Source organism: Aliiglaciecola aliphaticivorans, from assembly GCF_054782055.1.
In genome coordinates, this window is record NZ_BAAGTF010000024.1 from 17,359 (window position 1) to 44,223 (window position 26,865).

26 protein-coding genes are annotated in these 26,865 nt (G+C 45.0%); 9 read left to right on the plus strand and 17 right to left on the minus strand.

What is annotated here, in order from left to right; all coding sequences use genetic code 11:
- Positions 1–17 precede the first annotated feature (17 nt).
- On the plus strand, positions 18–989 hold the full coding sequence (locus ACYVIL_RS13345; protein ID WP_303473115.1) for an alpha/beta fold hydrolase: 972 nt from the start codon (positions 18–20) through the stop codon (positions 987–989).
- Between the two features lie 45 nt (positions 990–1,034).
- Here the strand turns inward: ACYVIL_RS13345 and ACYVIL_RS13350 are convergent, their stop codons facing one another.
- Positions 1,035–1,925 carry a LysR family transcriptional regulator gene (locus ACYVIL_RS13350; RefSeq protein WP_303473117.1) on the minus strand — a complete coding sequence of 297 codons (891 nt, stop codon included), beginning with the start codon at positions 1,923–1,925 and terminating at the stop codon, positions 1,035–1,037.
- 445 nt (positions 1,926–2,370) lie between these two features.
- Between ACYVIL_RS13350 and ACYVIL_RS13355 the strand changes: the two genes are divergently transcribed.
- A complete protein-coding gene (locus ACYVIL_RS13355; RefSeq protein ID WP_460312760.1) occupies positions 2,371–3,477 on the plus strand; it encodes an LLM class flavin-dependent oxidoreductase in 1,107 nt (368 codons plus the stop codon).
- Positions 3,478–3,509: 32 nt separating this feature from the next.
- Positions 3,510–4,088 carry an NADPH-dependent FMN reductase gene (locus ACYVIL_RS13360; RefSeq protein WP_460312761.1) on the plus strand — a complete coding sequence of 193 codons (579 nt, stop codon included), beginning with the start codon at positions 3,510–3,512 and terminating at the stop codon, positions 4,086–4,088.
- Between the two features lie 101 nt (positions 4,089–4,189).
- Here ACYVIL_RS13360 and ACYVIL_RS13365 read toward each other — a convergent pair whose 3' ends face one another.
- Both ACYVIL_RS13365 and ACYVIL_RS13370 read right to left on the minus strand, forming a co-directional pair.
- The gene (locus ACYVIL_RS13365; RefSeq protein ID WP_460312762.1) at positions 4,190–4,507 is read right to left on the minus strand and encodes a hypothetical protein; all 318 of its coding nucleotides are present in this window, start codon (positions 4,505–4,507) and stop codon (positions 4,190–4,192) included.
- Complete coding sequence (locus ACYVIL_RS13370; protein WP_460312763.1) at positions 4,492–4,659, minus strand: phosphotransferase; 168 nt, start codon at positions 4,657–4,659, stop codon at positions 4,492–4,494. Before ACYVIL_RS13370 ends, ACYVIL_RS13365 begins: the two co-directional genes overlap by 16 nt.
- Positions 4,660–4,912: 253 nt before the next feature.
- Here ACYVIL_RS13370 and ACYVIL_RS13375 point away from each other — a divergent pair, with 253 nt between their 5' ends.
- Entirely contained in the window at positions 4,913–5,689 is a 777-nt protein-coding gene (locus ACYVIL_RS13375; RefSeq protein WP_460312764.1) for a FadR/GntR family transcriptional regulator, read from the plus strand.
- Between the two features lie 324 nt (positions 5,690–6,013).
- Here ACYVIL_RS13375 and ACYVIL_RS13380 read toward each other — a convergent pair whose 3' ends face one another.
- A complete protein-coding gene (locus ACYVIL_RS13380; protein ID WP_460312765.1) occupies positions 6,014–7,090 on the minus strand; it encodes an enoyl-CoA hydratase/isomerase family protein in 1,077 nt (358 codons plus the stop codon).
- A 270-nt stretch (positions 7,091–7,360) separates the two neighbouring features.
- Here ACYVIL_RS13380 and ACYVIL_RS13385 point away from each other — a divergent pair, with 270 nt between their 5' ends.
- Positions 7,361–8,254 (plus strand): AraC family transcriptional regulator, encoded by an 894-nt coding sequence (locus ACYVIL_RS13385; RefSeq protein ID WP_460312766.1) that lies wholly within the window; start codon positions 7,361–7,363, stop codon positions 8,252–8,254.
- Positions 8,255–8,293: 39 nt separating this feature from the next.
- Here ACYVIL_RS13385 and ACYVIL_RS13390 read toward each other — a convergent pair whose 3' ends face one another.
- The 4 genes from ACYVIL_RS13390 to ACYVIL_RS13405 all read right to left on the minus strand — a co-directional run bounded on the left by ACYVIL_RS13390 (position 8,294) and on the right by ACYVIL_RS13405 (position 12,213).
- Positions 8,294–8,725: a hotdog fold thioesterase gene (locus ACYVIL_RS13390; protein WP_460312767.1), complete on the minus strand. Its 432-nt coding sequence runs from the start codon at positions 8,723–8,725 to the stop codon at positions 8,294–8,296.
- A 108-nt stretch (positions 8,726–8,833) separates the two neighbouring features.
- Entirely contained in the window at positions 8,834–9,724 is an 891-nt protein-coding gene (gene mmsB, locus ACYVIL_RS13395; RefSeq protein ID WP_460312768.1) for a 3-hydroxyisobutyrate dehydrogenase, read from the minus strand.
- A gap of 29 nt (positions 9,725–9,753) precedes the next feature.
- Positions 9,754–11,256 (minus strand): CoA-acylating methylmalonate-semialdehyde dehydrogenase, encoded by a 1,503-nt coding sequence (locus ACYVIL_RS13400; protein WP_460312769.1) that lies wholly within the window; start codon positions 11,254–11,256, stop codon positions 9,754–9,756.
- A 312-nt stretch (positions 11,257–11,568) separates the two neighbouring features.
- Positions 11,569–12,213, minus strand: coding sequence for a fumarylacetoacetate hydrolase family protein (locus tag ACYVIL_RS13405; protein WP_460312770.1), 645 nt, complete (start codon positions 12,211–12,213; stop codon positions 11,569–11,571).
- A gap of 148 nt (positions 12,214–12,361) precedes the next feature.
- On the opposite strand from ACYVIL_RS13405, the gene ACYVIL_RS13410 reads away from it, so the two are divergent.
- Positions 12,362–13,119, plus strand: a protein-coding gene (locus ACYVIL_RS13410) for an IS5 family transposase (RefSeq protein ID WP_460312771.1) whose coding sequence is annotated in 2 segments (ribosomal slippage) — positions 12,362–12,896 and positions 12,896–13,119 — 759 coding nt in all. Because the reading frame shifts where the segments join, the coding sequence is not laid out codon by codon here.
- Positions 13,120–13,330: 211 nt separating this feature from the next.
- Here ACYVIL_RS13410 and ACYVIL_RS13415 read toward each other — a convergent pair.
- From ACYVIL_RS13415 to ACYVIL_RS13450, 8 genes are all read right to left on the minus strand, one after another.
- Complete coding sequence (locus ACYVIL_RS13415; protein ID WP_460312772.1) at positions 13,331–14,356, minus strand: FUSC family protein; 1,026 nt, start codon at positions 14,354–14,356, stop codon at positions 13,331–13,333.
- Between the two features lie 14 nt (positions 14,357–14,370).
- Complete coding sequence (locus ACYVIL_RS13420; RefSeq protein ID WP_460312773.1) at positions 14,371–15,564, minus strand: HlyD family secretion protein; 1,194 nt, start codon at positions 15,562–15,564, stop codon at positions 14,371–14,373.
- A 431-nt stretch (positions 15,565–15,995) separates the two neighbouring features.
- Positions 15,996–16,793: a MipA/OmpV family protein gene (locus tag ACYVIL_RS13425; RefSeq protein WP_460312774.1), complete on the minus strand. Its 798-nt coding sequence runs from the start codon at positions 16,791–16,793 to the stop codon at positions 15,996–15,998.
- Positions 16,790–18,241, minus strand: coding sequence for an efflux transporter outer membrane subunit (locus ACYVIL_RS13430; protein ID WP_460312775.1), 1,452 nt, complete (start codon positions 18,239–18,241; stop codon positions 16,790–16,792). The genes ACYVIL_RS13425 and ACYVIL_RS13430 overlap by 4 nt, the downstream gene beginning before the upstream one ends.
- Complete coding sequence (locus ACYVIL_RS13435; RefSeq protein ID WP_460312776.1) at positions 18,234–21,362, minus strand: efflux RND transporter permease subunit; 3,129 nt, start codon at positions 21,360–21,362, stop codon at positions 18,234–18,236. The genes ACYVIL_RS13430 and ACYVIL_RS13435 overlap by 8 nt, the downstream gene beginning before the upstream one ends.
- Positions 21,363–21,365: 3 nt before the next feature.
- Positions 21,366–22,103 (minus strand): efflux RND transporter periplasmic adaptor subunit, encoded by a 738-nt coding sequence (locus ACYVIL_RS13440; RefSeq protein ID WP_460312872.1) that lies wholly within the window; start codon positions 22,101–22,103, stop codon positions 21,366–21,368.
- Between the two features lie 3 nt (positions 22,104–22,106).
- A complete protein-coding gene (locus ACYVIL_RS13445; RefSeq protein WP_460312777.1) occupies positions 22,107–22,502 on the minus strand; it encodes an efflux RND transporter periplasmic adaptor subunit in 396 nt (131 codons plus the stop codon).
- A 41-nt stretch (positions 22,503–22,543) separates the two neighbouring features.
- Positions 22,544–23,164: a TetR/AcrR family transcriptional regulator gene (locus ACYVIL_RS13450; protein WP_460312778.1), complete on the minus strand. Its 621-nt coding sequence runs from the start codon at positions 23,162–23,164 to the stop codon at positions 22,544–22,546.
- Between the two features lie 250 nt (positions 23,165–23,414).
- Here ACYVIL_RS13450 and ACYVIL_RS13455 point away from each other — a divergent pair, with 250 nt between their 5' ends.
- The 3 genes from ACYVIL_RS13455 (at position 23,415) to ACYVIL_RS13465 (ending at position 25,463) form a co-directional block, all read left to right on the plus strand.
- The gene (locus ACYVIL_RS13455; protein ID WP_460312779.1) at positions 23,415–23,591 is read left to right on the plus strand and encodes a hypothetical protein; all 177 of its coding nucleotides are present in this window, start codon (positions 23,415–23,417) and stop codon (positions 23,589–23,591) included.
- A 358-nt stretch (positions 23,592–23,949) separates the two neighbouring features.
- Positions 23,950–24,402, plus strand: a complete 453-nt coding sequence (locus ACYVIL_RS13460) for a hypothetical protein (RefSeq protein ID WP_460312780.1) — start codon at positions 23,950–23,952, stop codon at positions 24,400–24,402.
- A 110-nt stretch (positions 24,403–24,512) separates the two neighbouring features.
- Positions 24,513–25,463, plus strand: a complete 951-nt coding sequence (locus ACYVIL_RS13465; RefSeq protein WP_460312781.1) for an IS30 family transposase — start codon at positions 24,513–24,515, stop codon at positions 25,461–25,463.
- Here the strand turns inward: ACYVIL_RS13465 and ACYVIL_RS13470 are convergent.
- Positions 25,460–26,851 carry a patatin-like phospholipase family protein gene (locus tag ACYVIL_RS13470; RefSeq protein WP_460312782.1) on the minus strand — a complete coding sequence of 464 codons (1,392 nt, stop codon included), beginning with the start codon at positions 26,849–26,851 and terminating at the stop codon, positions 25,460–25,462. The two genes, ACYVIL_RS13465 and ACYVIL_RS13470, sit on opposite strands and share 4 nt — an antisense overlap.
- Positions 26,852–26,865: the final 14 nt, after the last annotated feature.

A 26,865-nucleotide genomic window follows, 5' to 3' on the forward strand; every position in this document is an offset into this window, starting at 1 on the left:
ATAATTAGGGGTTAATGATGATAAAAAGTGTATTGAAATGGACAAGTAGCGTACTTGCTGTTGGACTGATAGTGTGTGTCGGAATTATTGCAAGTATGCGTGCCGGTTGGTGGAACCCTAGCTTTGAAGATGTGCAGAAAAAGCATGCAACAGCGCCATCTAAGTTTGTTATGGTTGAAGACGTTGAGCTGCACGTGCGGGACGAAGGGCAGGGACCTGTCATTATAATGTTACATAGTTCTATGACGAACTTGCGAATCTATGACGAATGGGCAGATCGGTTAAAAACAGACTACCGTGTTATTCGTATCGATTGGCCTCCGTATGGCTTGTCCACAGATCCTAAACCATCCCAAGGGATGCCAAGTATTGTTAAATTACTAGAAAAATTCGTCGCACAAGAGGGATTAGATAAATTTACCTTAGTGGGAAGCTCCAGTGGTTCGACGATTTCAGTACTGTATACTGCATCCCATCCTGAACAGGTTCGAGCACTTGCTTTGTCAACGTTACCGCTGTCATCGCCACCTACCTCTGAACCACCTGCTACCGTAAAAATAGTACAGTATATTAATCAAAATTGGGTACCTAACTATCTACCGAAATTTTATTACAAATCATCACTGGGGTGGCTTTATGGGGTTTCCTCTCGGCTTACACCAGAAACATTAGATTGGTATTACGAAACGAATAATATCGATGGTAAGTTTGCACTGGTTAAACAATATTATGAAGCAAATTTGAAGGCGGTATGGTCTAAAGGTGCAGGAGATGAGGCAGCTCAAATTAAAGTGCCGATTTTACTCCAGTGGGGAGATATTGACCCAGTTTTGCCCATAGACTTAGTTCCAGGTGCGGTAGCCGAATTTAAGAATACTAAAGTAGAAGTGATTCATTACCCAGATGTGGGTCACTATCCAATGCTAGAGTTACCGGATGAAACGGGTCAAGATTTAAAAACTTTTATCGATAAAATTCATGCAATTTAGTAAATCATTCAAAATATTATGATTAGTTGAAACTCTTCGTAAATTCTAAACGCAGACTTTACGAAGAGTCGCAATTACCGACTTTTCACTGTATGAAAGACGTGCTTCGGAGCGCCAGAATATACCTGCAGGGCGGGTATAACTTGATTGTCCAAAGTCCATTTCTTTCAGTTGTCCAGAATTGATTTCTTCGGCATATTCTCTATGATTTCCCATAGAAATCAAATCACTATTAAGTAAGCACCCTTTCATTAGCAGCAAGGATGATGTGCGCAAACCTATTTCTGGCACGGGTAAATCATTATCGAGAAACATTTGTTTCCAGCCCTGTGTAACAACTGCATCGTCAGGAACGATCCAGCGAGCATTAACGATATCTTTTAGCTTCGGTTTCGCTTTTTTTAATAAAGGGTGGCCGGTACGCATGAGCACACTTGCGCCCTCAACAGAGAGTTGTTCGAACGTAAGCCCAGTCAGGTCAATACTTGGAGGTCGGGCACCAAACGCCATGCGGATACTTCCTTCGCGGACATGTTCCAGTAATTCGTGTGTATTATTTTCTACAACTTTAATTTGTAAATGAGGAGCGCTAACCGCCAAACGCGACAAAGCAAGTGGTAGGCGATGCATTATAAACATGGGTTCGGTGCCAATAGTGATCACTTCTTCTCGCCTACCTCTAAGTGAGTTAATGGTCTCTAATGCTCTGTCTCTTTCGGTCATTATAATATGGGCGTGGGGCAGAAGCTCTCTTCCGTTCGCTGTTAAACTAATCCCTTTAGAGCCGCGTTCGAAAAGTTTTATATCAAGTGAGTCTTCGAGTTGTTGGATACTGCGACTCAATGAAGGTTGCGAAACCGCTAATATATCGGACGCTTTATTGAAACTGCCATGTTCAGCAACTGCTACAAAACGTCTTAATTGGCGAATGTCCAAAATATACTCTCCTTGGTAAAAATGACCATGAAACAAGTTTCGGTAAAACCTAAGGTTACTGCTGTATATTCTGTTATAGATTTAATGCATAGGCAATCCATAAATTGATTTAGATATTTTATAATTAAATCGTTATGGTTGAACCTCAATACATTAATGATATAACTCTATAACAATGCTGCTGAGAGGGTGCTTAAAGAACGGAACTGGACTATAGGAAGATAAATATGGAATTTGTTGAATTAAGCTGTGAAGTTACGATAAATGAAAGGTTGCCTAGTATTCCACATCTATTTTTGGTTATAGAGATCGAAACAATCGCAAGGGCTATCGATGCGCTATTGCCTGTCGGCTTGATTAAGTTCTAGGCCTAATTTTAAACAGTAAAGTATCAGTCCTGATAATAATTAAGGAACTGAAAGTTCCGACCTTTGGAGGTTATCAAATGCCATGTGAAATTGTTGGATTACACTTTCATGCAGACTCTTCAGAATTACACCCTGTTGATAATGTTTTGGATACGGATTTTATTCGCGATTATGCCATTGCTCATGAAGAGGCCGGTTTTGATCGGGTGTTGATTGGCCAGACTGCCACTTGGCCGGATGGTATCACCATTGCCAGTCACATTGCGGCAGTCACTAGCAAGCTTAAGTTTATGGTCGCTCATCGACCAGGGTTTATTGCACCGACCATGGCAGCGCGCATGTTCGCTACGCTAGATCAACTTTCCAATGGCCGGGTCGGTGTACATATTATTACCGGTGCAAGTGATGTTGAAATGCAATGTGATGGTGATTTCCATACAAAAGATGAACGTTATAGACGCAGCCGCGAATATGTTGATGTGCTACGACAAATTTGGCAAAGCGATGGGCCAACCGACTTTGAAGGCGATTGGTATCGTTTTAATCAAGGCTTTTCAAAGATAAAACCTAAACAAACCGCTATTCCGGTTTATTGGGGTGGGGGATCTGAGCTTGCAGTGAAGTTGGGTGCAGAGTGCGCTGACGTATATGCAATCGGTCCAGGTACCGTTGAGCAGACAGCAAAAGTGATTGATGGATTTAAATCTGCTGCAGCAGTGCACGGTCGTAACCCGGGGATCTCAATGTCGATTCGCGTGATTATTGGTGAAACTGAAGAAGAAGCGTGGGAAAAAGCCCAGCATGTGCTTGATGTGGTCACTAAAATACAATCTTCAGGCACCAAAATTGGCCGTGATAAAGGCCCTGATGACCAAGGTGCGAAACAAATGTTAGCCATAGCTGAGCAAGGTGACTGCTTAGATGAAAGATTGTGGACTGGGATTACCAAAGCAACGGAAGGTCGTTTACACGCAATGGCCTTGGTGGGGACTGCTGAACAGGTCTCTGACTCATTGATGGCATACTACGAGGTTGGCGTTGACAGGTTCCTTATCAACGGATTTGAAACCTTGAGTGACGTTCGACTACTTGGCAAAGGTCTTATTCCGTTAATTCGCGAAAAGGTAGCCATTGCTGACAAAAAATTAAGAATAGTAACCAATATAAATGGCAACCAAGAATAAGTGCTATGCACATGCAAGCTGAGGAAAAATGAATGACTAAAGGTATCTCTATTGTGGGAATCGGCGGCACGACTTCGCCAGGTTCATCCACCGAAAATGCAATGAAAATAGCATTACAATCTGCAGAATCTGAAGGCGCATCCGTAACCCATTTTGATGGTGCATTTCTATCCGCGCTGCCCCATTATTCATATGGTGCTCTTGAATCTTCGCCTGAAGCCCGTGAGTTAGTGGCAAAAATTCGTGAAGCCGATGGCATCATTTTGGCTACGCCTAGTTATCATGGTTCGATTTCTGGCTTGATGAAAAATGCCATCGATTATTTTGAGGAAACATCCAAGGATTCTCGGGTGTACATGGATGGCGTTCCCGTTGGCATAGTGGTGACAGCTTATGGATGGCAAGCAATTGGCTCAACATTGGGGTCTATGCGCTCTATCGTGCATGCATTGCGTGGCTGGCCAACGCCGTTTGGTGCAGGTATACGCGCTGTATCGGGCATGTTTAAAGATGGCAAAGTGGACGACGAAAATGTCCAGATGCAACTGAATTTAGTGGGTAAACAAGTGTATGACTTTGCTAAACTCCATTGTATTCCAACATCAGTCTAAAAGAGTTGATAGGCCTTTAACTGAGCTCAAATTGGCAACGCTTTTGGCGGCTATCCGCCACCAGAAGCTGCTGTCACCTAGTCTGTTTTAGTAACTAGATTTCAAGGTTTAACTGCAACCTGCGCAATCAACTGGTGAGCCCGTTCTAATAACCTAAAGGTGGTTTCATGGAGCATCTCAGCCACATCTTTTGGCGCTTTTCCAGCGCAATATCTCACATAGGTACCTTCAAGAATTACAGTTCGTTTGAAGCAGCCTAGGACGCCGTACCAAGCTATATTGCTTAAGTCAGGTGTCGAATGTTTCCCATAGTGTTTTATCAGTTCTTCGATTGTCGGGAAACCATCAATATCCAGTTCCGAAAAATCAAGGGTTCCTTTACCCTTTGATTCTGGCCAAGTTGCTATTTCCCAACCCAACCCAAATCAATTAATGGATCGACAATAGTGGCCAACTCCCAGTCGATTAAAGCGGCAATTTCCGGGCTGTCATTTTCAAACATAACGTTGCCGATATGTGCGTCGCCATGAATAACTCCGGGTATGAAATTTTCGGGGCAATTGTCTTCCAACCATTTGGCAATAGAGTCAATTCCGGTTGCCTTATCTATACCCGAGTGCGCTCAAACATCAAGCTTTTCAAGAACATTTTTGGGGGGACTTTAAATCTGTTAATCATTTTAGCCCTAGGATAATATACCCCAATTCGCTTATAGTAAGTCAATCAGTCAGTCTAACAATATTAATTTTAAGCTACAGTAAATGGTATAGGCTCATAATCAATGGCCTAAAAAGGCGCTACACCTATTCAGGAGAAAGTTTTAGGTGATTAAAAACGAAAAGCTCACTTCACTTAAACGAGCAACTGCATATCAATTGGTGGAAGAAGCGTTACGCGAGAAAATCATGGATGGGTCATTAGCACCTGGTGATTTACTTCCAGTGGAACATGACCTCGCAGAACAATTAGGTGTAACCCGTCCAACAGTCCGTGAAGCATTACGTAAGCTGGAGAGTTCAGGCTTGGTGGTTAGGGGGCCACGAAGAAGAATGATGGTATCGGCACCCTGTCCTAGTATTTCTTCCACTGCAATGCAACAAGCTATTGTGCTTCATGGGATCACATATCGTGAACTGTGGGAAGCCAATATGATGATTGAGCCAGTAATTGCGGCTCTGGCGGCTAAACGGATCACTAAAGAGCAGTTACAAAAAATTGAAATTAACCTTCAAAAAACCGCTGCTACACTTGATGACCCTATTGAAATGGTAAAAGCTGTTATTGAATTTCACGACCTTGTTGCTGAGGCTGCTGGGAACAAGGCTGTATTGTTAGTGGGAGAACCGATTAGCGATTTCCTTTTGCCAGCTTCTGGAAAAGTAATTTCAAAAATGGGGCAGGGTAAGCGACTGCTTGAAGTTCACACAAAAATATATAATGCCCTAAAAGAAGGAAACTCAGAACTCGCCAAAGAATGGATGGAAAAGCAATGTCGCGACTTCATTGATTGGGGGACAAAGTCAGGAATTTCGCTGGATGAGCCAATTCGCGAGGTAAACGTTGAGATGGAAATTTTTAAATTTGAACGAAATTACGATTAATACCCTTTCCATTTGGTTTTTCACGCAAAAGCTCCTATTCTAAAATCAATAAAATACCAAATATGTTAGGCAGTATGACTTTGTTTTTATTTGCATTCTAGTTAGCCGAGTTGGTGTTTAAAAAACGAGAATTTAAGTTGATTTATGGTCAATCGACTAGCTCAATACTGAATTGAAGCTCTGATTGGGCAAGGGGCCATGGGGTGGCAGTATTCATGTTCTTTAATTAAGAGTTTTACTCTGCAAATTTCATCATGGCTATTTAAAAGCTCATTAAAATCACAATTCTTCTTGGACTAACAGTATCTAGCCCCCTTTAAGGCGTCATAAATCCGCCAATGGGTTAGTTGGCCATGGTGGGGTTATTAGCTTCTGTAGAACTTGAGAAGGCACAGCTCTAACTGAGTCATATTGCCAGGTAGGTGACTTATCTTTATCAATCAGCAGAGCTCTTACTCCTTCAACAAAATCTGAATTACGAACAGTATTGGTAACTAAAATAAGTTCAAACTGAAACACTTCAGCTAAAGACATATGCAAGGTTTTGTTTAATGTTTGATAAATACTGCAAGCACTAATGGGGGAGCCATGAGCGAGTGCCGAAGCCGCCGCTGTCATCCAAGAATCATCAGATTGATAGCCAGTTATAGCGTCAACAATGTCATAAAAGTTGTTTTGGTCGGTTAATTGCTGAATTGTCTCATAGTGCGCCGCTATATTGTCGGCAGGTCTGGTTTCATGATTTTGTTGCTCGAAATGTCGTAACACTTCAGTGATCTGCTCTTTATGCCGTAGCGCATCTGGCTGCCATTCAATGGCTACTAATTCAGCTAAAACCGTGTCTTTTTGGGCGTTTTCGATAAAACGATCGGCTAAGCCAGTGTAAATGCAATCAGCGGCATTCATGTGGGCTGCCGTGAGCCCTAAGAATAAACCAATGCGCCCGGGCATACGATTTAAAAACCAACTGCCGCCAACATCGGGGAACAGTCCAATGGTAATCTCAGGCATGGCCATGCGAGTTCGTTCGGTCACGATTCTATGGCTGCAACCCGCCATAAGGCCAAGACCGCCGCCCATTACTATGCCATGCCCCCAGCAAATAATAGGTTTTGCAAAGGTATGGAGTAAATAATCTAAACGGTATTCATGCTCGAAAAACGTTTCAGCATATTCGCAAGGACCACCGGGTTGACTCAAAGCAGAGTGGTAAAGTTGCTGAACGTCACCTCCTGCACAGAAGGCTTTGGGACCGGCTCCGTGCAAAAATACGCAGCTAATTGAATCGTCTTGTTGCCACTCCAAAAGTTGCTTATACAACAAATCAACCATTTCTAGGGTGAGAGAATTTAAGGTTTTCTCAACATTTAGCGTCGCAATGGCAATTTTTTTGTTTGCCATTGAAGCTCTTTCTTCAAATAATACAGACGCAGTCATCATTTTAAATATTCTTCCATTTGGGTGCTAGTGATATTGATTGTTGCCGGTTATTGTTTTGAGCGACGGCTAAGTTGATCCACTAACATTGTAAAACTGAACTACCTGATAATAGCAGTCTATATCTTTATGGCTAATTGTTTATCTTGTTGTTGATATGGACTATATTGCGTTATGCAGTATGCTTGCGAATTTACACGGGTAAGTAGCTAGAGTTTTACGGGATATAGTGACATGAGCAAGACTTCAAATTGGCCATTAAGTAGTGATAGCGAACGTATGGTCTCGCCGGTTGTGATCCGTCAGCAATTGCAACAGCACCCCCTTACCAAAGATTGTTACCCTTTGGCTGTAGGTCGCTATGAAAAAGCCCTTTCCCATGAAATGTCACGAAATCGACATGATGATAATATTCTTATTTACTGTTTTTCGGGAAAAGGTTTTTTACATACTCATGATTGGAGTGGAGAAATTCAAAGTGGTGAATTAGTATTATTGCCAAGGGGAGTGAACCATCGTTATTGGGCCAATGTTGATGATCCCTGGTCCATTTATTGGTGTCACTTTTCCGGTTATCAAGCCCAGGAATATGTCTATAATATGGACTATAAAAAAGAACTTCCCATACTGAAAGTAGGCCATTCACCTGTGCTAATGGCGCAATTTCGTTCTGTATTGGCTGAGTCTAGCACTGGTTATAATACACCAGCGATGGTCTATGCTGCCAATATGCTTAAGCAGTTACTAGCGTATATTGGAATGTTGGCCCAACAAATCAAAACCCCGGAAAGACAACAATTTAATCTCGATATTTTACAAGCCTACATGCTTCAAAACCTGAATAAATCCATTGATTTAGATGCGCTGTCTTCGCAGGTCAATTTATCTAAGTTTCACTTTAGTAAAAAATACAAAGAGGCAACGGGTTTCTCACCCGTGCAGCACTTTTTAAAAATGAAAGTAGAATATGCTAGCTATTTATTGGAAACCAGCGAGTTAGCGATACAAGGTATCGCTTCAAGGGTAGGTTACGATGATAGTTTGTACTTTTCGAGATTGTTTAAAAAGCACACTGGGTTATCACCATCGGCTTATCGCAAGCGGCAATACAACCAAAGAGCTGTTTAACTAAACCTATCGCAATTACAGCAGTATTAGGCTTTGTGGTTAACGTCTAATTGGCACAACGGCCATGGTTAGTTTCGACAAACAGCTGAGTTTACCTAGGTCATTGTGCATATGGATCTCCCAAATTTGAGAACGTGATCCCAAGTGCACCGCGCGAGCGGTTGCTGTTACTATACCTGTCGATATTGAACGTATATGGCTGGCGCTAACTTCTTGTCCAAACACCTGAAATTTATTTTTATCTACACATAAATAGCCAGCTATACTCCCCAAGGTTTCTGCTAACACCACATTTGCGCCGCCATGAACTACGCCAAAGGGTTGAAAAGTGCGCTCATCGGCAGGCATGGTTCCTCGAATAAAATCGTCACCTATTTCTGTTATTTCTAACCCAAGGGAACGGTGTATCTTAATGTTTTCCATTAACAAATTTAGATCTTCTAGTTTTGGCGTTTCAAACCAGATACTCATTGGCTTACCTCTACAATCATATCAAAACCTGAATTCCATCATACTAGTCAATTGCTGGTCAAATTGGCGTCACTTATGACTGACTATTACTGTTCTAAGTATTTGAGTTTATTCGTTCCGATATAATGTCATAATACTGGAAAAATCTAACGGGCCATTGCCCTTTGATTTGTGCATCGTATACAGGGATTTAGCTTGAGCCCCCATAGGCGTAGCAGCACCACTTTGGTGACTTATATCCATTGCTAAACCCAAATCTTTATACATTAGGTCAACCTGAAATCCACCCTGATAGTCGTTGGAGGACGGAACCCCTTCCATTACATTTGGATAAGGATTGTATTTTTGTAATACCCAATTATTACCAGAGCTTTGCAGCATTATTTCAGATAGCACAGCAGGATCTAAACCATTTTCAACACCCATGTTCAGTGCTTCGGCTGTACCGGCCATCAATACTGACAACAACATGTTATTACAACATTTTGCGATTTGACCTGCACCGCTAGGGCCAGCATGAAAAATATTCAGCCCCATGTTGTCTAAAATGGGTTTAGCTTGGTCAAATTGCTCTTTAGTGCCGCCTACCATAAAGGCTAGGGTACCTGCGGCTGCGCCAGCTACTCCGCCGGACACAGGAGCATCAACAAAACTCAATCCCTGCTCAGCTGCAATAGCGGATACCTTTTTTGCTGTTGCTGCATCTATGGTGGATGAATCTATAATTAATACATCTTTTTTTACCACATCAAACAATGGCTGATCTGAGGAAACATATAGACTTTCAACATGTTTTCCTGAAGGTAGCATGGTTACAACAACGTCAGATTCCTGAGCCGCATCTACTGCGCTACCTGCAGCTGTTGCGCCTTGTGTCACAACCTTATCAACCGCTTCTGGAAATAAATCAAACACTTTTACGGTGTGGCCTCCTTTGACTAAGTTGATAGCCATTGGACCACCCATATTGCCTAAACCTATAAAACCGATAACAGCCATTGTTTTGTCCTTTAATTTACAAAGAAAAATTACTTCAATTCAATCGTGGTATTTACACCAGTATCGATATCATCTTCAAACCAACGTGCAGTGATGGTCTTAGTCTCGGTGTAAAACTTAACAGCTTGTTTACCGTAAGCATGCTGATCACCGTAAAACGATTTCCGCCAGCCCGTAAAAGAGAACATCGGTAGTGGTACCGGAACAGGCACATTGATGCCCACCTGGCCCACTTTAATTTCGTGTTGATATTTACGTGCTACTGCGCCAGATGACGTATAGATAGATGTGCCATTGCCGTAAGGGTTTTCATTGATTAGGTTAATGGCTTGCTCTAATGTATCCACTTCCAACACGATTAATACCGGTCCGAAGATTTCTTGCTGATAAATTGACATGTCACGAGTAACATCGGTGAACATGGTTGGTCCCACCCAGTTTCCGTCAGGATATCCAGGTACTTCATAGTCACTACCATCGAGCAGACAAGTCGCCCCAGCATCTTTTCCGTCTTGAATAAGGCTTAGAACTCGTTGTTTGGCTTGGGGATTAATTAATGGGCCATAACCTGCTTCTGGATCATCCCATACGCCAGGTTTAACTTTTGCCAATGCATCACGCATCTCGCCCACCCATTGTTTGGTTTCGCCTACCAAAACCACCACTGAAATGGCCATACAGCGCTGTCCTGCGGCACCAACGGACGCACCGGCGATGGCATTAATTACTTGGTTTTTAGAAGCATCAGGCATGACAACCATATGGTTTTTTGCCCCTGCAAAGGCTTGCACGCGTTTTAGGTGGTCGGTACCGGTACGATAAATATGCTCTCCCACGGCAACAGAACCAACAAAGGATATGGCTGGCGTATCTTTGTGAGTTAGTAATTGATTTACCACGTCTTTGCCACCGTGCACTATTTGTAATAGGCCGTCAGGCGCGCCCGCTTCTTTGAACAGCGCAGCTAAACGCATTGGCGTTAAAGGGTCTTGTTCTGAAGGTTTGAGTACGAAGGTATTTCCACAAACAATCGCCATGGGGAACATCCACAAGGGGATCATTGCCGGGAAATTAAAGGGAGTAATACCTACGCACACACCTAGCGGTTGGGTAATGCTGTAACAGTCGATTTTGTTTGCCACGTTTTCAAGAATCTCACCCATGCTAAGCGAAGCGATATTACAAGCATGTTCTACTACTTCAATGCCACGCCACACATCCCCTTTGGCGTCCGCAAAGGTTTTACCGGTTTCTTTTGCGAGTAAACTGGCAAGTTCGTCATGATTTTCTTTCAGCAAGGCTTGATAGCGCAGCATGAGTCTCGCTCTTTCACTTACAGGAACATCTTTCCAAGACTCAAACGCCACCTTGGCTGCGCTAACAGCGTCTTCGACTTCCTGGGATGTTGCCAAAGGAACTTCCGCTATCACTTGTTGGTCGGCTGGATTGGTAACATCAATCCATTGATCGCTTGTACTTTGTACTAGGCCACCATTAATTAGTAACGGGACTTTTTGTATTTGTTCAGACATAAATGTTCTCAAGTATGGTTTCAATAACTTAAGACTAGCATAGCTATTGAAATTATAAGATTGATATTATTGTGAACATTATGGACTTTATTGCGATGAAAAATATAAGTTTGCTGGTTGTCCTAGTCGGTTCTATATTCTTTAATGCTGATTTAGCCTTTGTATTTTAAGGTTAACAGAGGTTTATTAGGCATGTTGTAAAGGAGTTAGACATACCCTGAAGCACGATTTAACTTCATGGATTTTTATCGATACACCATGTGTTTATTCGAAGTGTCTAAACACATGGTAAAACAATTAAAATAATAAAGATTATTTAGCTTGGTAATCAACCACCGTTTGCTGCTGTTTCCCTAGTTTTTCTATGCCTAAACTAATCTTGTCACCGGCATTAAGGTAAATCGGTGGTTTTTGACCTAAGCCGACGCCTGGCGGTGTGCCCGTTGAAATAATATCTCCAGGCTGCAAACTCATGAATTGGCTCAAGTAGCTGACAATAAAGGCCGGCTTGAAGACCATCGTACGAGTACTACCATTTTGATAACGGTGGCCGTTTACTTCTAACCACATGTCTAATTGTGTGGGATCGCCCACTTCATCGCTGGTCACTAACCAAGGCCCAATAGGGCCAAAAGTATCGCATCCTTTTCCTTTATCCCATTGATTACCACGCTCAAGTTGGAAAGCGCGCTCAGAGACATCATTACAAACGCAATAGCCTGCAATATAGTCTTCAGCTTCCTCTTCACTAACATATTTTGCTTCTTTGCCGATGACCAGCGCGAGTTCTACTTCCCAGTCTAATTTGGTGCTATTTTTAGGCTTTATGATGTCATCGTCAGGTCCGCAAATAGCGCTGGTAGCTTTGGTAAATACTTCAGGCTCTGTGGGCAATGGCATTCCCGATTCGGCAGCATGGTCACTGTAATTTAAGCCGATACAAATGAACTTACCCACATTACCTACACATGGGCCAATTCTTGTATCCGCTGAGACTAACTTTAGGGAAGTTAAGTCTAGAGGCTGTTGATCTTTGTCTAAAAAACAATCGGCATAGCAACAAGGTATAATTGTTTCGCAAAAAATAATTTACCGGAAAGTTGCTATGCCAAGAACAATGTTAACAGATGGGACGTGGGAAAAGTTAAGGCTTTTACTTAAAGAAAGTGGCCGGGTTTATAATAAATTCGAACACAGAAACACGCTTGAAGGTATCTTATACCGGATGCGTACGGGGGTTCAGTGGCGTGACTTACCATCAGAATTCGGACGATGGAACACGGTTTTCAGACGCTTCAACCTCTGGTCGAAAAAGGGATTGCTCCAGTTGCTATTTCAGGCTTTGGCTCGCGACAATGACCCAGAATGGTTATTTATTGATGGCAGTATCGTTAAGGCGCATCAGGATAGTAGCGGTGCGGCCAGCCCTTACGATGAATCCATTGGCAAAAGTCGGGGAGGTAACTCGACAAAAATCCATCTTGCTGTCGATAGCGGTGGCCTTCCGGTTTATTTTGAACTATCAGGTGGTCAGGTGAATGACATCGTGCATGCTCAGAGTCTCGTCACTTGTTCACCAAAAGCAAAAGTTGTATGCGCAGATAAAGGGTACGACAGCGAGTCGTTAAGAGCATACATAGAAGAAAATGGGGCAACGCCAACATTCCCAGAAAGATAAATAATAAGACAGGTAATGCGCATATGGACTGGTGCCTGTACAGATATCGGCACCTAGTTGAAAATGCTTTTTTGAAGATTAAAAAGTATCGTGCTGTTTCGACAAGATACGATAAATTAGCAAGGAATTACGGCAGTACAGTCGCCTTGGCATTCATAATGATGTGGCTGCCAATGTACTGCTGAACAAATTATAAGCAAAGATCAACAGCCTCTAGAAGAGTTGACAAACTTATTCAATATTCTGAATTTTATTATCGAATAATTCAAACTAGCTTATATAAGTCAATTAGTTAATATTTTAACTTGTGAACGAGATTCAATTTACCCACCACTTTACCCACCAAAGGTTTCTGGCATGGACATGTTGGGGTGCGGCGCTCGTTTGACTCACGCTTTACCCCAACCTACGCTTTAATTTTTCCGACAGAAAAAGTGTTTCAGCCAGACTGGTCAAAAATGCCGCACCGACAGTGCCGCCCAGCGTTAATAGAATCCGCAATACAGTGGAATCCAGAGGCGCTTGAGTAGTCAGCGCACCGACGACCAAAGCGATCATCACCGAAAACGCGAACTGATAAACCATGGGTGGATGTCCGCCATTCATCATGCGACTGCCAAATAAAAGTCCCCCCAGAAAAATCAGAACCAGTAAAACACTGATGTGCGCCATAAGCGTGAAAAGCCCTATGATCATTAATGCCAATGTACCGCCAATAATAGTCGCGAAGGTACGCTCCCAAGCCTCTGCAAATAGCTGCTCGCGTGTGGGAAACACCAGCACAAAAACCGCAGCCATGACCAACATCAAGTTGGTTTCATCAATCACTGTATAAAGCCATAAAATCAGCATTAACAATACACCACCGCGTATAAGTGCTCTGGCGCCGTGATAGCTTTCGGTCCCGGGTTTATAAACTTCAATGTTCGCTTCTCGCGTTGCCGGAGGAAAAAGCGCATACAACAACGGAATAATCACCAGCGCCGCTAGCGCACCCTCTATAAATGCATCGCGCATCAGCTCCATCACCATAATGGAGTTCATTCCCATCACCGACATAAGGACAGTGCCGACAAGCAATAACATGCCGAGCGGATTGCCTGTGCGCAAAATCAGGTAATAAGACAAGAAACTGCTTAGCGCCATAAATACAATCAGTACTCCTGGCATGGGCCGGGTAAGCGACACAATAGCGGCGTACAGGGACATCACCACAATCATTGCGATGGGTCCTCCGAACGCCTTTTTAGGATCAAAAGCTTTGCGCATTCCGGCCATTAGACCCACGGTTAACGCAGGCATGATCATCGGCATTTTCGACTGAAGCATTAACGCTACCAGCAATGCCAACACCGCCGCCAGCGCAAGACGCACTGCAAATAACGGATCATCTTCAACGCGCGGACGCGGAGCTACATACATAACGCGCCCTCAACTCAATAGAGATATGAAAGATACGAGCGGATCCGCAAACCGACCGATGACAACCACGCTATGGGATTGCCCTTGCCTTCTGCATAGACCACCACACTAACTTTTCCACCGGCGCGCACGGCCGTCGGCCAGTTTGCTAATTCGTTGTTAAGCTCGATATGAATCGGAATACTACGTGCCGGTTCAAACCATTCACTCTGTGCCTGATTTTGCATCAACCCGCCGGCTGTGGTCCTGCCGGGGTCAATCCCCCAGGCGATGCTTTGCACTTTGCCCGCGAAGACTTGTCCGGGCGCCGCGTCAAACAAAATATCCACCTCATCGCCAGGCTGCACATTGCCCAATTGGTTTTCGCGAAGGTCAGCGGTAATCCAGGCACCGCGCGCGTCAAAAAATGTCAGTGCAGGCGTTCCCGGGCTAACATATTGACCAATGGCAAGCCGGAGATTTGTTACGGCTCCTCGTGTGGGTGCAGTGATTACGGAAAACTGTAAGTTTAGTTGCGCCTGCTCGAGCCGCACTTGAGCTGCTCTCACTTCGGGATTTAATGTGCCACGTTCACCCAGTTGCAAAAGGGCGCTTTTGAGATTCGCTTCCGCACGCGCCAAATCTGCCTCTGCAGAACGCAACGCCGCACGGGCATTATCCGCCTCGACGGCAGAAATCAACCCGCGATCCGCAAGCGTCAGTGTGCGATTAGCAGATGAGCTTACATTCTCCAGATTGGCTCGTGCCTGAGTCACACCTGCCTGGGATGAAACAACACCAGCGGCGGAAGCTTCGTTGGATTGCAAGGCTTGCGCAAAGCTCGCTTCAGCTTCCCGCACCGCTAGCTCGAATACCCGTGGATCGAGCCGAAAAAGTGGTGTTCCCGCGTCCACGATATCGCCATCGCTTACCAAAACTTCTGTTACTTGTCCGGCTACACGCGGCGTCAGCTGTGCGAGATACCCGGAGACCGCACCGCTAGAAGAAGATGGAGCCAGACGATCTGTGGCGGCATACCAACCCACCAACAACACAATGACGATTAACACCCAGAATGCAACCTTTTTGGCGGGGTTGCTGCGCGCAGTGGAGGTCTTCGCTTCGCCCGTTACATAAGGTTTATCTTCAACAGCATTGGCCTGCTCACTCTCTGACAGAGCATCTTCATGATCGCTGGTACAGCTGTCTTGCCGTTCGTTTACTGACACATCATGCTCTTTGTGTAATGACTAAAATATCTTCTATCGCTATTTAACAGCGGCAACTGACTTACTTAACGTTAGCAGGTGAGTCACATTCCCTCCATTAATTCACGACCAATCCTGTCACTGGTTCGAATCGCTATCCGATGCTAAATCAAAAATTGTAGCTTGGCGGGATGACTAGAACAAGAGTCGACCTCACCGGGCTTTAAACAACCTGCCACCCTTGCAGTTTGTGGCACCCATTGAAAATTGAACAGCTCAATTCATTCCTCGAGTGGTTCTAATAATGGGGGCCTATCAATAAAACTGCAATCTCATTGAAAATATGGTGTTATTTCAGGGGAAAGGTCATTGGTCGTCGATAAATTTGACGAATGGAGTGGATCGAGAATCATAGACAATTCCTGACTATTATTGGAAGTAGATGTTGTAAGCTAAAACTTCCAAGTTAAACCAACGAGTGAGCTTACTTCACTATCATCATCTAACATGGGACTATCGGCAATTTCATCGCCAAAATGCTTGTAGCGTGACGATACAAAAATGCCAACAACCTCTGAAAGCTGCCAAGTCAACGTCAACCCCACAAATGGGTTGGTGCTAGACCCGGGCGAATACTCGGTCAACGCTGTCCGTGCTGCCTCTGCACTAGAAATACCAAAATAGTAATCATTGAAATCCGTACTGTGCCATTCAACACCAGCAGTCGGTGTTAATGAAATCGCACCGCTTTCAAATAGGAATGGATAACTATAACTCACCTCAGCGTATTGACCATGATGTCGTCCTGTTATCTCAGTTCCCACTCGTGCAGTCAGTAAACCCGCTGATAAATTATAACGCGCAGAAAAGCCCGCAAGAGCAGTGAAGTTACGCCGATCAAGTTGACGCATCTGTGCATCATCCGAATCATCCGGATCATATTCAGCCGGTGCGGCGCTGATAAACGCCGCTAAGCGAAGCGGTTTATCTGGTGTTAACCGATAGCCCAATGATGGGCCACGGACAAAGAAGCGTTCGCCTTCATAATTAAAAAACGGAAACGCCGTTGTTTGAGAATCTACACCTCGGTACGCTGATAATGAGGTAACACCGCCTGCGCCGACTGACCAGCCACTGCGGCTTTCATCCGTTTGCTGCTGACTTTTCACTTGCGCGTGCGCGGAAGGGTTGATCACTAAAGCTGTCGCTATTGCAGCCGAAAGTACCGCAACCTGCATCTGTATACTCATGATTCACTTTCTTTTTCATTCGTCAAAGTCAATGGGTCTGGATCTTGCCAGCCACCACCCATTGCCTTAAATAAATTAGCCGAAGCCAATAAACGTTGGCTAACCGCCTCACTCAGCGTCAATTTTGCTTGCAGTAGTTGACGTCGAGACTCAAGTAATTCAAAAATTCCGATCGCACCTTCGTCATATTGAAGCTCAGCCATCGCAACGGTTTCATCTATTGCTTGCACTTGGTTTTGTACGGCATCAAAACGCACTTGCGCATAACGATGCATCGACAAAGCATCTCGTGTATCACGAAAAGCACTGGTCACCGCCATTTGATATTCAGTTTCAGCTTGCATTTTCAATGCTTCGGCACTGTCAACATTGGCTCGCCTTCGACCAAAATCAAAAATCGGACCGGCCAAATTACCGCCAACACTCCAGCTTTGCGCTGATCCTTCAAACAAATCACCGGTTTGTAACGCAGTGCTGCCAATCAAACCGGATAAATTCAAACTTGGCCATCGACTGGCTTGCGCAGCGCCAACTTGAGCATTCGCGGCGACCAGATATGATTCGGCCGCACGTACGTCTGGGCGTCGTTGCAGCAACTCAGATGGCAACAAACCGGGTAGGGTATCAGGCAATTCCAAATCCGTTAATTTCGTGCTGCCAAAGTCAAATGCTTCCGTTAACTCTTGCGCATTATAACCTACAAGTATAGCCAACGCAGTGCGAGTGGTTTCAGCTGCTTGCTGCAAGTCTGGCAGTATCGCACGCGCACTGGCGGCAGCAGCACGCACTTGGCGCACGCCTAACGCATCCTCTGCACCTTGTTCGTAGCGCAGTTCAATCACGCGCACACTCTCATCATACGACGCTAACGTTTGCTTAGTTAACGCTTGTTGCTGCTCCAGTGTGCGCAGATTAAAGTAGGTTGAAACAACTTCACCAATAATGCTCAATCGGACTGCTTCTAAACCATACAAAGACTCATTGAGCTGCGCACTGGCAGCTTCTCGCTCTCGCCGTAAACGCCCCCATAAATCGATTTCATAACTTAATGTTCCAGCCACAGTAAATTCATTCCGTGGCGCACCACCACCAATCTCGACGGGTAGAATCGCTTCTGGTTGTTGCTGTCGGGTAGCCTCGGCCTGCCCGCCCAATGATGGCCAAAAATTTGCGTCGCTTAAACCAAGCTGCGCACGCGCTTGTTCAATACGTTGCAACTGCAACCGTAACTCGAGATTTTCATCCAATGCTCGCTCTACCAACGCGTTGAGTGTTGGATCATTGAACTGTGTCCACCAATTCTGCCAATCTTTCGCTAGCGCATTTGATTGCTCCACTTGCTCTGGCCAGCTATCCGCAACGGTAACCTGTTGGGCCTGATAATCAGGACCCATTGCGCAACCCGTAAGCGTTGCAACAATAAATACTGACAATATTGTTTTACGCATGATGCTTGTCTCCTTTACGGTTTTTGCGCCAGTCAGATAAGTCTTCAAATAACTTATAACCAAGCGGTACAAATATAAGCGCTAATGAGCTGGCTGCAATCATTCCACCAACCACTACAGTGCCAATTTCTTGGCGACTTGCGGCCCCTGCGCCACTGGCAAAGGCAAGTGGTAACGTACCGATAATAAAGGTTAATGCGGTCATTAAAATAGCACGGAAACGTTGTTTCGCAGCTGCTGTTGCCGCCTCTAACGAACTCATGCCTTCCTTACGGTTTTGTGCAGCAAACTCTACAATGAGAATGGCATTCTTGGCCGCAAGACCAATCAATACCAACAAACCCACTTGGAAATAAACATCATTGGGAAAGCCCCGCAAGATTGATGATAACGCCGCACCAAGCACAGCGAATGGTACTGCAACAGCCACCGCCAAAGGCAGCGTGATGCGCTCGTATTGAGCCACTAGGATCAAAAACACCATAAACAAACCCAAGCCAAACGCTGACCCTGCAGCCCCAGCAGCTTGATCTAACTGAAAGGCTTCACCAGTCCAGCCCAGCTGCATGTCCGTATCTGCTGAAAACTCGGCAACAATAGTCTCCATTGCTTCCTTTGCCTGGCCCGAAGTGTAACCTGGTGCGGGATCTGCCATCACGCGGGCGGCACTATAGATATTAAAGCGGTTAACAATATCTGCACCGCTAGTTCGCTCAACGCTAAGCAGTGAGCTCAGCGGTAGCATTGCACCACTACTGGAACGCACAAATACGTTATTCAGATCTTCCGGGTTTGTACGATATTGTCCCTGTGCTTGAATATTTACCTGCCAAAGCCTTCCTTGATAAGTAAAATCGTTGACGTATAACGCACCAACTGTCGCCTGTAAAGTCGAAAAAATAGCATCCAAACTTACGTCTGCGGCGTATGCTTTTTCTCTATCAACAGCAATACGATAACGTGGAATGCTAGTATCCAACGTCGTGCGACCATTAATAAGTTCTGGCCTCTCATTAACCGCCGCCATCACTTTTTGCGCGACCTGCTCCATTTCGACGGTGGTCATATCTTCACGAATTTGCAGATAACCTTCAACGCCGCCGGTCAACGACAACCCTTGAATTGGTGGTGGCACGAACGAAACAACATTCGCTTCCTGAATCGAACCACCCATACCCATAATTTTTCCAACAATGGATGCGGCATCTTGCCCCTCTTCAGTCCGGTCAGACCAATCCGCCAAGTTTACAAACCCAGCTACAGCATTGGTTCGCTGCGTAGCAGCAATCATGTCATAGCCCGCAAAACTAATGAAATCATCAACTTCGTCTAATGCTAGCAGTTGTTCAGATAAGTTATCTCGAACCGCTTCACTGCGTGGTAAGGACGCAACTGCAGGCAAATGTGCAATTGCCATCGCGACACCTTGGTCTTCCTGAGGAACGAGACCAGAGGGCATTCGTGTCATTAGAAAGATAGCGGCACAGCAGCTCAATACGAACAAACCGACACCAATCTGCCAGCGGCGTAGCAACCATGACACCACGTATACAAAACCATCGGTTAGCCGATCAAACGCTGAATTAAACCATTGGAAGGGTTTGGCCACCTCTCGTTTTTCGCCATCTAACAATAGCGCACACATTGCCGGTGTGAGTGTTAATGCGACCACCCCTGACACCACCACGGAAACCGCAATGGTTACCGCAAACTGACGATACAGTTCACCGCTTAATCCACCTAAAAACGCGACCGGTGCGAACACCGCGACTAACACAAGTGTTGACGAGACTACGGCGCCAGAAACTTGCTGCATCGTTTCAACAGCCGCATCTCGAGCCTTCATGGACTTTTCCATGATTAGTCGCTCAACGTTTTCCATCACAATAATGGCATTATCAACCACGATACCAATCGCTAAGATTAGGCCAAACAAGGTCAGCATGTTGATTGAAAAGCCAAGGACTTGCATGCCCGCAAATGTACCAATTAATGAAACGGGTATAGCAGCAACGGGAATTAACGTTGCGCGGAAACGTTGTAAGAATACATAAGTAACTAAAACCACCAAAAGCACGGCAATGATTAAAGTAGTAACCACCTCTTGCACGGAGATTTCAATAAATTCAGTTGTATCGTAGGGAATGTAATAATCGATGCCATCGGGAAAGCGGCTGCTCATGTCGTCTAAAGCTTCACGAATCAAAGTCGCCGTATCAAGCGCATTAGCACCTGGCTGCAGAAATATCCTCATTGGCACGGCGTCTTGACCATTGTAAGTCGCCCAAAAATCATAATTTTGTGAACCAAGCTCAACTTTAGCCACATCACCCAGCCGCAGCATATTTCCTTGTGCATCTGCGCGTAAAATAATTTGCTCGAATTCTTCCGGACTACTTAGCTGTTCGGTTGTGGTCGCACTGAATGTAAAAGCTTGACCTTCGGGCGATGGCGCAGCACCAAAGCGTCCTGCAGCATATTGAGAATTTTGCGCAGCAATTGCGCTGGCGATATCCGCTGGATTAAGTTCATATTCAGCAAGTTTCGCCGGGTCAGTCCAAATTCGCATCGAGTAATCATTGGCGCCAAACAATGAGGCATCGCCAACCCCATCGACGCGCGACAATTCGTCCAAAACGTTGAGGAGGGCGTAATTGCTCATCTCAAGTATTTGCTGACTATCGTCGGGAGAAAATAAAACGGGTACCATCAAAATATTGGTCGACTGGGATTGCACTTGCACACCCAAATCACGAACAATTTGAGGTAGCGTTGAAATAGCCGCTTGCACTCGGTTGTTAATATTGATTTCAGCCTGATCAGGGTCGGTGCCCATGGCAAACGACACCGTTATTTGTAGCATACCTGAATCGGTGCTGGTTGATTCCATATATATCATGTCGTCAACACCGTTTATTTCTTGCTCCAACGGCGCCGCTACTGACTCAGCAATTACATCGGCACTAGCACCGGGATAAGTCGCACTTACCACTACTTGTGGTGGCACAACATTTGGATATTGCTCGACCGGCAAAGCTCGCAGCGCCACGATACCCACTAGCATAATGACGATCGAAATTACAGAGGAAAAAAGCGGACGATCAATAAAAAATCGAAACATAAATTACTCCTGCTCATCCGCACTAATTGGGTCTACCGATGTCCCGTCCGTCAGAGAGACATGTCCGTTGATTACCAGTTGATCACCGTCCACCAAGCCATCAATAATCACTTGCTTACCATCAATTTCGGGACCCAATTCAACCTGTCTCGACTCGGCCTTGTCTTTATTGACGACATAAACAAATGGTCCATTAGCCCCCTGACTGACTGCAGTAGGGTCGATTAAAAATGCCTCGTCATAGTGGCCTAATAGCACCCGAACACGAATCAATTGACCGGGGATCAATAAATTATCTGGGTTAGTAAATTCAGCGCGCATGACAATACTTGCCGATTCTTCGTCAACTCGGTTTGCCACAAAATTAATTTCGCCTGATCGCGCGTATTCACGGCCATCCGGCATAATGAGCCACGCTTTTTTATAAGTATCCATTTCGGGGGCTTGATGCATCCGCCAGCGGCGTACTATGGCAGTCGCTTCAGGCAATGAGAAATGAGCGTTTATCGGATCGATTTGTGTAACGCGAGTCAACATCGTACCGATATCGACTAAATTACCCTCCGATAGTGATTCAATACCCGACATACCCGTTATCGGCGCTTCAACTCGCGTATAACGCAAGTTGCGCTCTGCGTCCGCCAACGCTGATTCTGCCTGCGTAACCCGGGCAACAGCGGCCTTACTATTACTTTCGGCTTGCTCATATTCGCGACGACTCGTTGCATCTTGTTCGTACAGAGCTTAAATGCGCCGCCATTCGCTTTGTGCTTGTTGATTAGCCGCGGTGGCATTGACTAGTTCAGCGCCTGCAGAATCCACCTGAATTTGGTAGGGTTCAGGATCGATTTGGAAGAGAGCTTGCCCTTGCTCAACTGCATCCCCTTCAACAAACCGGCGTTCGATCAGAATACCGGATACTTGGGCACGAACATCCACCTCACGCGCCCCACGTAAACGCCCTGCAAAGTGACCGAAATGCTCTATGGTTTCAGCCTCAACCGAGGTTATAGTTACCGGTACTAGCGGCGGCTGGTCATTCTGCTTACCCGGCTCTCCGCCACATGCGCTTAATAATCCCAAACAAAGCAGTACAGCGGCTATCCAAGCTAATCGGCTTTGTGTAAATAACACCTTCATTTACGTACTCCATTTTTCATTGTGCTTATCCAGCCACTGTTTCATTTCAGTGGATGCAGCAAAATACCTTGTGTGTATACGTTAAATATCGTATCAACCCGTTGTTCAGCAGATCGCTTTTGCTCAGATGGTTCTGGCATCATTGCCGCTCCATGCATCATGTATGAGCAAATATCCATGAGCTCATCTGCTTCAATATTCCGGCATTCATAACGGCCGGTTATCTCGTGAAACAGCTTCAACCATTCTTCACGTTTATTTTTTATAAGACTTAAGTAGGCAGATTCAGCTTGATCTCTAAATTCAGCCCGCTCTTGAGCAAACAATTCAATAATTTCTGGGTTATCTTCAAAAAAATGGAGATACGCAAGCATCACTGCTTTGAGCTTATTCAGCGGGTCGTCAACACTATCTCTGGCCCTGACTGCACGCTCAGCAAGAGCGTTTAAGTGGTAATCTATGGTCGCTCTAAATAACGCTTCTTTATTTGAGAAACAGCGATATACCGTGCCTTTACCAACACCTGCTGTCTCTGCAATGGTTTGAACGTCAGCCAACTGGTAACCGCGCTCCGAAAAAATTCGCGAGGCTACTATCATGATTTCGGATTGACGTTCTTCAACCGTTTTATGCGTGCGCTTTTTCTTTTCGGGAGTATTCATTCAACGATCCTCAAAACGGACTGACCAGTCAGTCTTAAACTATAAGGATCTCGTCCCGTGTGTCAAGCTGCGTTGTGAATTGAAATTTTCTTAGAAACTTATGCTCACAAATCAAGCCACCTAGCCTGGCGATAATACGGGACAAAAAGAAAGGTGAAAGGCTGTTTTGAGGTTCCTTAATAGCTAAAATTGTTAGGTGAACACGACGTAACTTATCATGCTCAAATGGTAAGGCCTTGACGACTTGCGAATGATGATTGCACTACAAGAAGAAATAGATGGAGATGTCTCAGCAGAGGCCATTGCTGAAATGAATAGCTTGTTGGATTTGATTGCTGAAGGTGAGGATTTCGATTCGGCCATTCGCAAGCACCTGCAAACTCGTAAGCACGATACAAGGAAGTCAAAACGCCAAACGACCTCCTAAACATTCCAGTTTAGATGCATAAAGTAGGAAACCTCTTTCAATCTATGCGGTTTCTGAAATGCCCAAAAGTGAGCCAATCCAAAAAAACGCGGACGACGTCAATCTGTTTGCTTCGAAGAAGGAAACTGATTGCGTTGTCGATTGCAATCTAGCCGACGTGCTGGGTGCGCCACCTTGTAACACAGCACCCCCAAAATGCACCGATACTGCAATCATAAGAGCTGGTATCGACAGCTTGTACTTATCATTTCGCGGTTCTCCCAAACGAATACTTGTTGATGAGCTACAGTCGCTCAAAGAGGCCGCCTAAGCCGTGAGATGCGGCGGAAAGGCACAGGCCGCGCTGCAGCACGCGGGCGTGCCATTTAAAGTTCATCCCAAAGGACAACGCCGTTACTCATTTGTCATTTCCAACAATCAATTCAATATATCCATTGCAGGTGAATCAGAATTAAACGCTCCGTCTGTTTACATGCAAATATCTAGTGAGCTTCTAACCCTCTGCGGCTACCAAAACTCGTTAGCGATGGCTCGGGATTTGGTCAGTCATATTCTGAGCTGCGCGGATACCGGCAAGATCAGTCGTATTGATTTGTGTTGCGACTTCACCACGAATCTTGACTGGTCAGCAATGGATCTTCGCGCTTGGGTTTGTCGCTCGTTGAAACGCAGCGAATACAGAGAAGCCAACATATTTACAGGCTATGTATTTGGGCTGGGTGGTGATGTACTTGCCAAACAGCTGGCTCAGAGTAACACTCTGGGCTTATTTTTTGTCTCGATATTTAGTTGTTTTTATTGTGTCTTATGAGAGCTGACCCGAATTCAGATAATAAGTGCACCACTCATGGTTAACTGGCGATAGACGATCAACTGCCCGTTGGTGGTATTCTAAAGTCGCCAAACAAAAAGAGTATCACCATGAGTTACAAGCAGTTGATCGAAGGGCAACGATACCAGATCGAAGCCTACTTACGCGAGGGTTTCAGCTACCGGGAGATTGGGAAACGGCTGAAGGTGAATCACAGCACTATCAGTCGAGAAGTGCGGCGCAACCGGATTCGGGATAACCATTACCTGCCCGAAGTCGCTCATGCTAAGACAATCAAACGCCGATGTCAGGCTGCGAAATATGGCATACCGGAACAGACCATCACGTTTGTTGAGTTTGGGTTGAAGCAAAAATGGAGTCCTGAGCAGATAGCAGGCGTGGGTAAAATCATTGGTCATCCCGTCAGCCATGAGTGGATTTACGGTTTCGTGCAGCGGGATAAATTGCACGGTGGCAAGCTGCACAAGCAGTTGCGACACGGTCACCGGAAATACCGAAAAGGCAGTCGCGCGAAGCGCGTTATTATTCCGAAACGGATTGGGATTGAACGTCGTCCGGCCATTGTAAATAAGAAGAAACGATTTGGTGATTGGGAAGCCGACACCGTGCTGGGCAAGAACGGCACAGGCGCTATCGTCAGTCTGGTTGAGCGAAAAAGTAAACTGTATCTGATACGCAAAGTGCCAGCGAAAACCGCGGCTGACGTGAGTCACGCTATGGCTAGTATGTTATGGCGCTACCGTAGCCATGTCCGCACGATTACCGCGGATAACGGCGCAGAGTTCTGCGCCCATGAGCTGGTAGCGGATAAACTAAAAACGGACATTTACTTCGCCAACCCATACTCATCGTGGGAACGCGGCCTAAACGAAAACTTCAACGGGCTGCTGCGGCAATATATCCGTAAAGGGACAGACTTACGGACGGTGACGGACAAGCAGATTGCTGTCATTGAGCGTGCGCTGAATGCGAGACCAAGGAAATGCCTTGGGTTTAAACAACCATCGGTGGTCTTCAATGAATTACGAAGAACGGCTTAATTTAGCGAGTGGTGCACTTCGGAGTTGAATTCGCGGATACTTTTTAGTAATTTTTGAAATTGAGGGTTTTCCCTTAGTAGCTTTCGGCCTGTACCAATAAGCAACTCAACTTCCTCTTCTGGTAAGCCGAGAGTTGTCGGGATGAAATTGAGGCGATTTCTTAGACGGTCTGATGATACCGATTTCAACTCGATAGATATTAGGTGCGCTTCGACAGGTATTCCTTGTGTTTTTGTTTCATCGACCCACTGCTCTAATTTAAGCTTTATTAAATCGGTTGTTTCATTATTGTACAATTGAAGTTGCGCATCAGTAACCGCGTTTAACGTTTGACGCATTGATGGAGGGGTCGAACTCTTATCCATGCTTGAGCCGACTTTTGCTGATGCGTTTACGGCTATGATGGCAAAATGTCGTGGGATTGAATAACTATCCTCTCCATGGATCATGCTAAAGTAATTTACTATACCTCCTGTTAGCTCAACAGGGTCAGTTATAATCCTGAGACCCAAATTGTCCGATACACCTCCGTCTACGAGGTGAACAAAAGGACGTTCTTTTTTATTGGAATAAGAAAGTGCTGCAGAGGCAGTATTCCGAATACTGTGTTTCCCAATGGAAGTTTTACTGGATAAAAAGTTGATGGAATCCGTAATGTCACATGTATCGTAATTCTTCAGTACGATGGGGTCGAATAGTAAAGGCATAGCTGCTGAAGCTGCTACTGCTCTGGCTACGGGGAAGGTAGATAGATCTGAGCATATTAAATTGAAGTAGTCCTGTAGAAAGGAAAATCTAGCACCTTGAGATAAGTCTGTGGCATTGATGGCTATATAGGGCGGACCTTTTTCGAGCATGTCGCCAAATGTATATTCTCCAAACCCTGCATCAGCATATATTCCGACAGTATGATCAGTTATTCCTAAATTTGAAAACCAACGAAGGGGGTTTAAAACTGTTGAGATTATTTGCTCCTTTAAATCCCGTGTTAGAAGCTTATCTTTGAAATCATAAAAAATTTTGTCTCGAAACAAACCATAGTAAGCCGCCGTTATGCTGCCGCCCGAAACAGATGAAATAAAATCAACTTCATCTAAAAGTCTTGTCGATTTGCCACCTATAGTGACATTAGTATCTCTTAGTTCTTCTAATACGCCATAAGACAGAGCAGAAGCCCGTGTTCCACCTCCGGAAAAAGCCAAAATAAGAGTTATTCCCTTGGGGTTTCCAGCTCGAGCCGCTGAGAATAATGTACCAGAAGTTAATTCAGTATCATTTTTTCCAGAAATAGGCTCATTTTTAATTTGCCCTACTGTGCTGCAGCCTAAGCTGGTAACAGAAGCTGATAGGATTACGAGAAGTCTAATTTTATAAAAAAGAAGCTTCATTTAAACTATTCCCT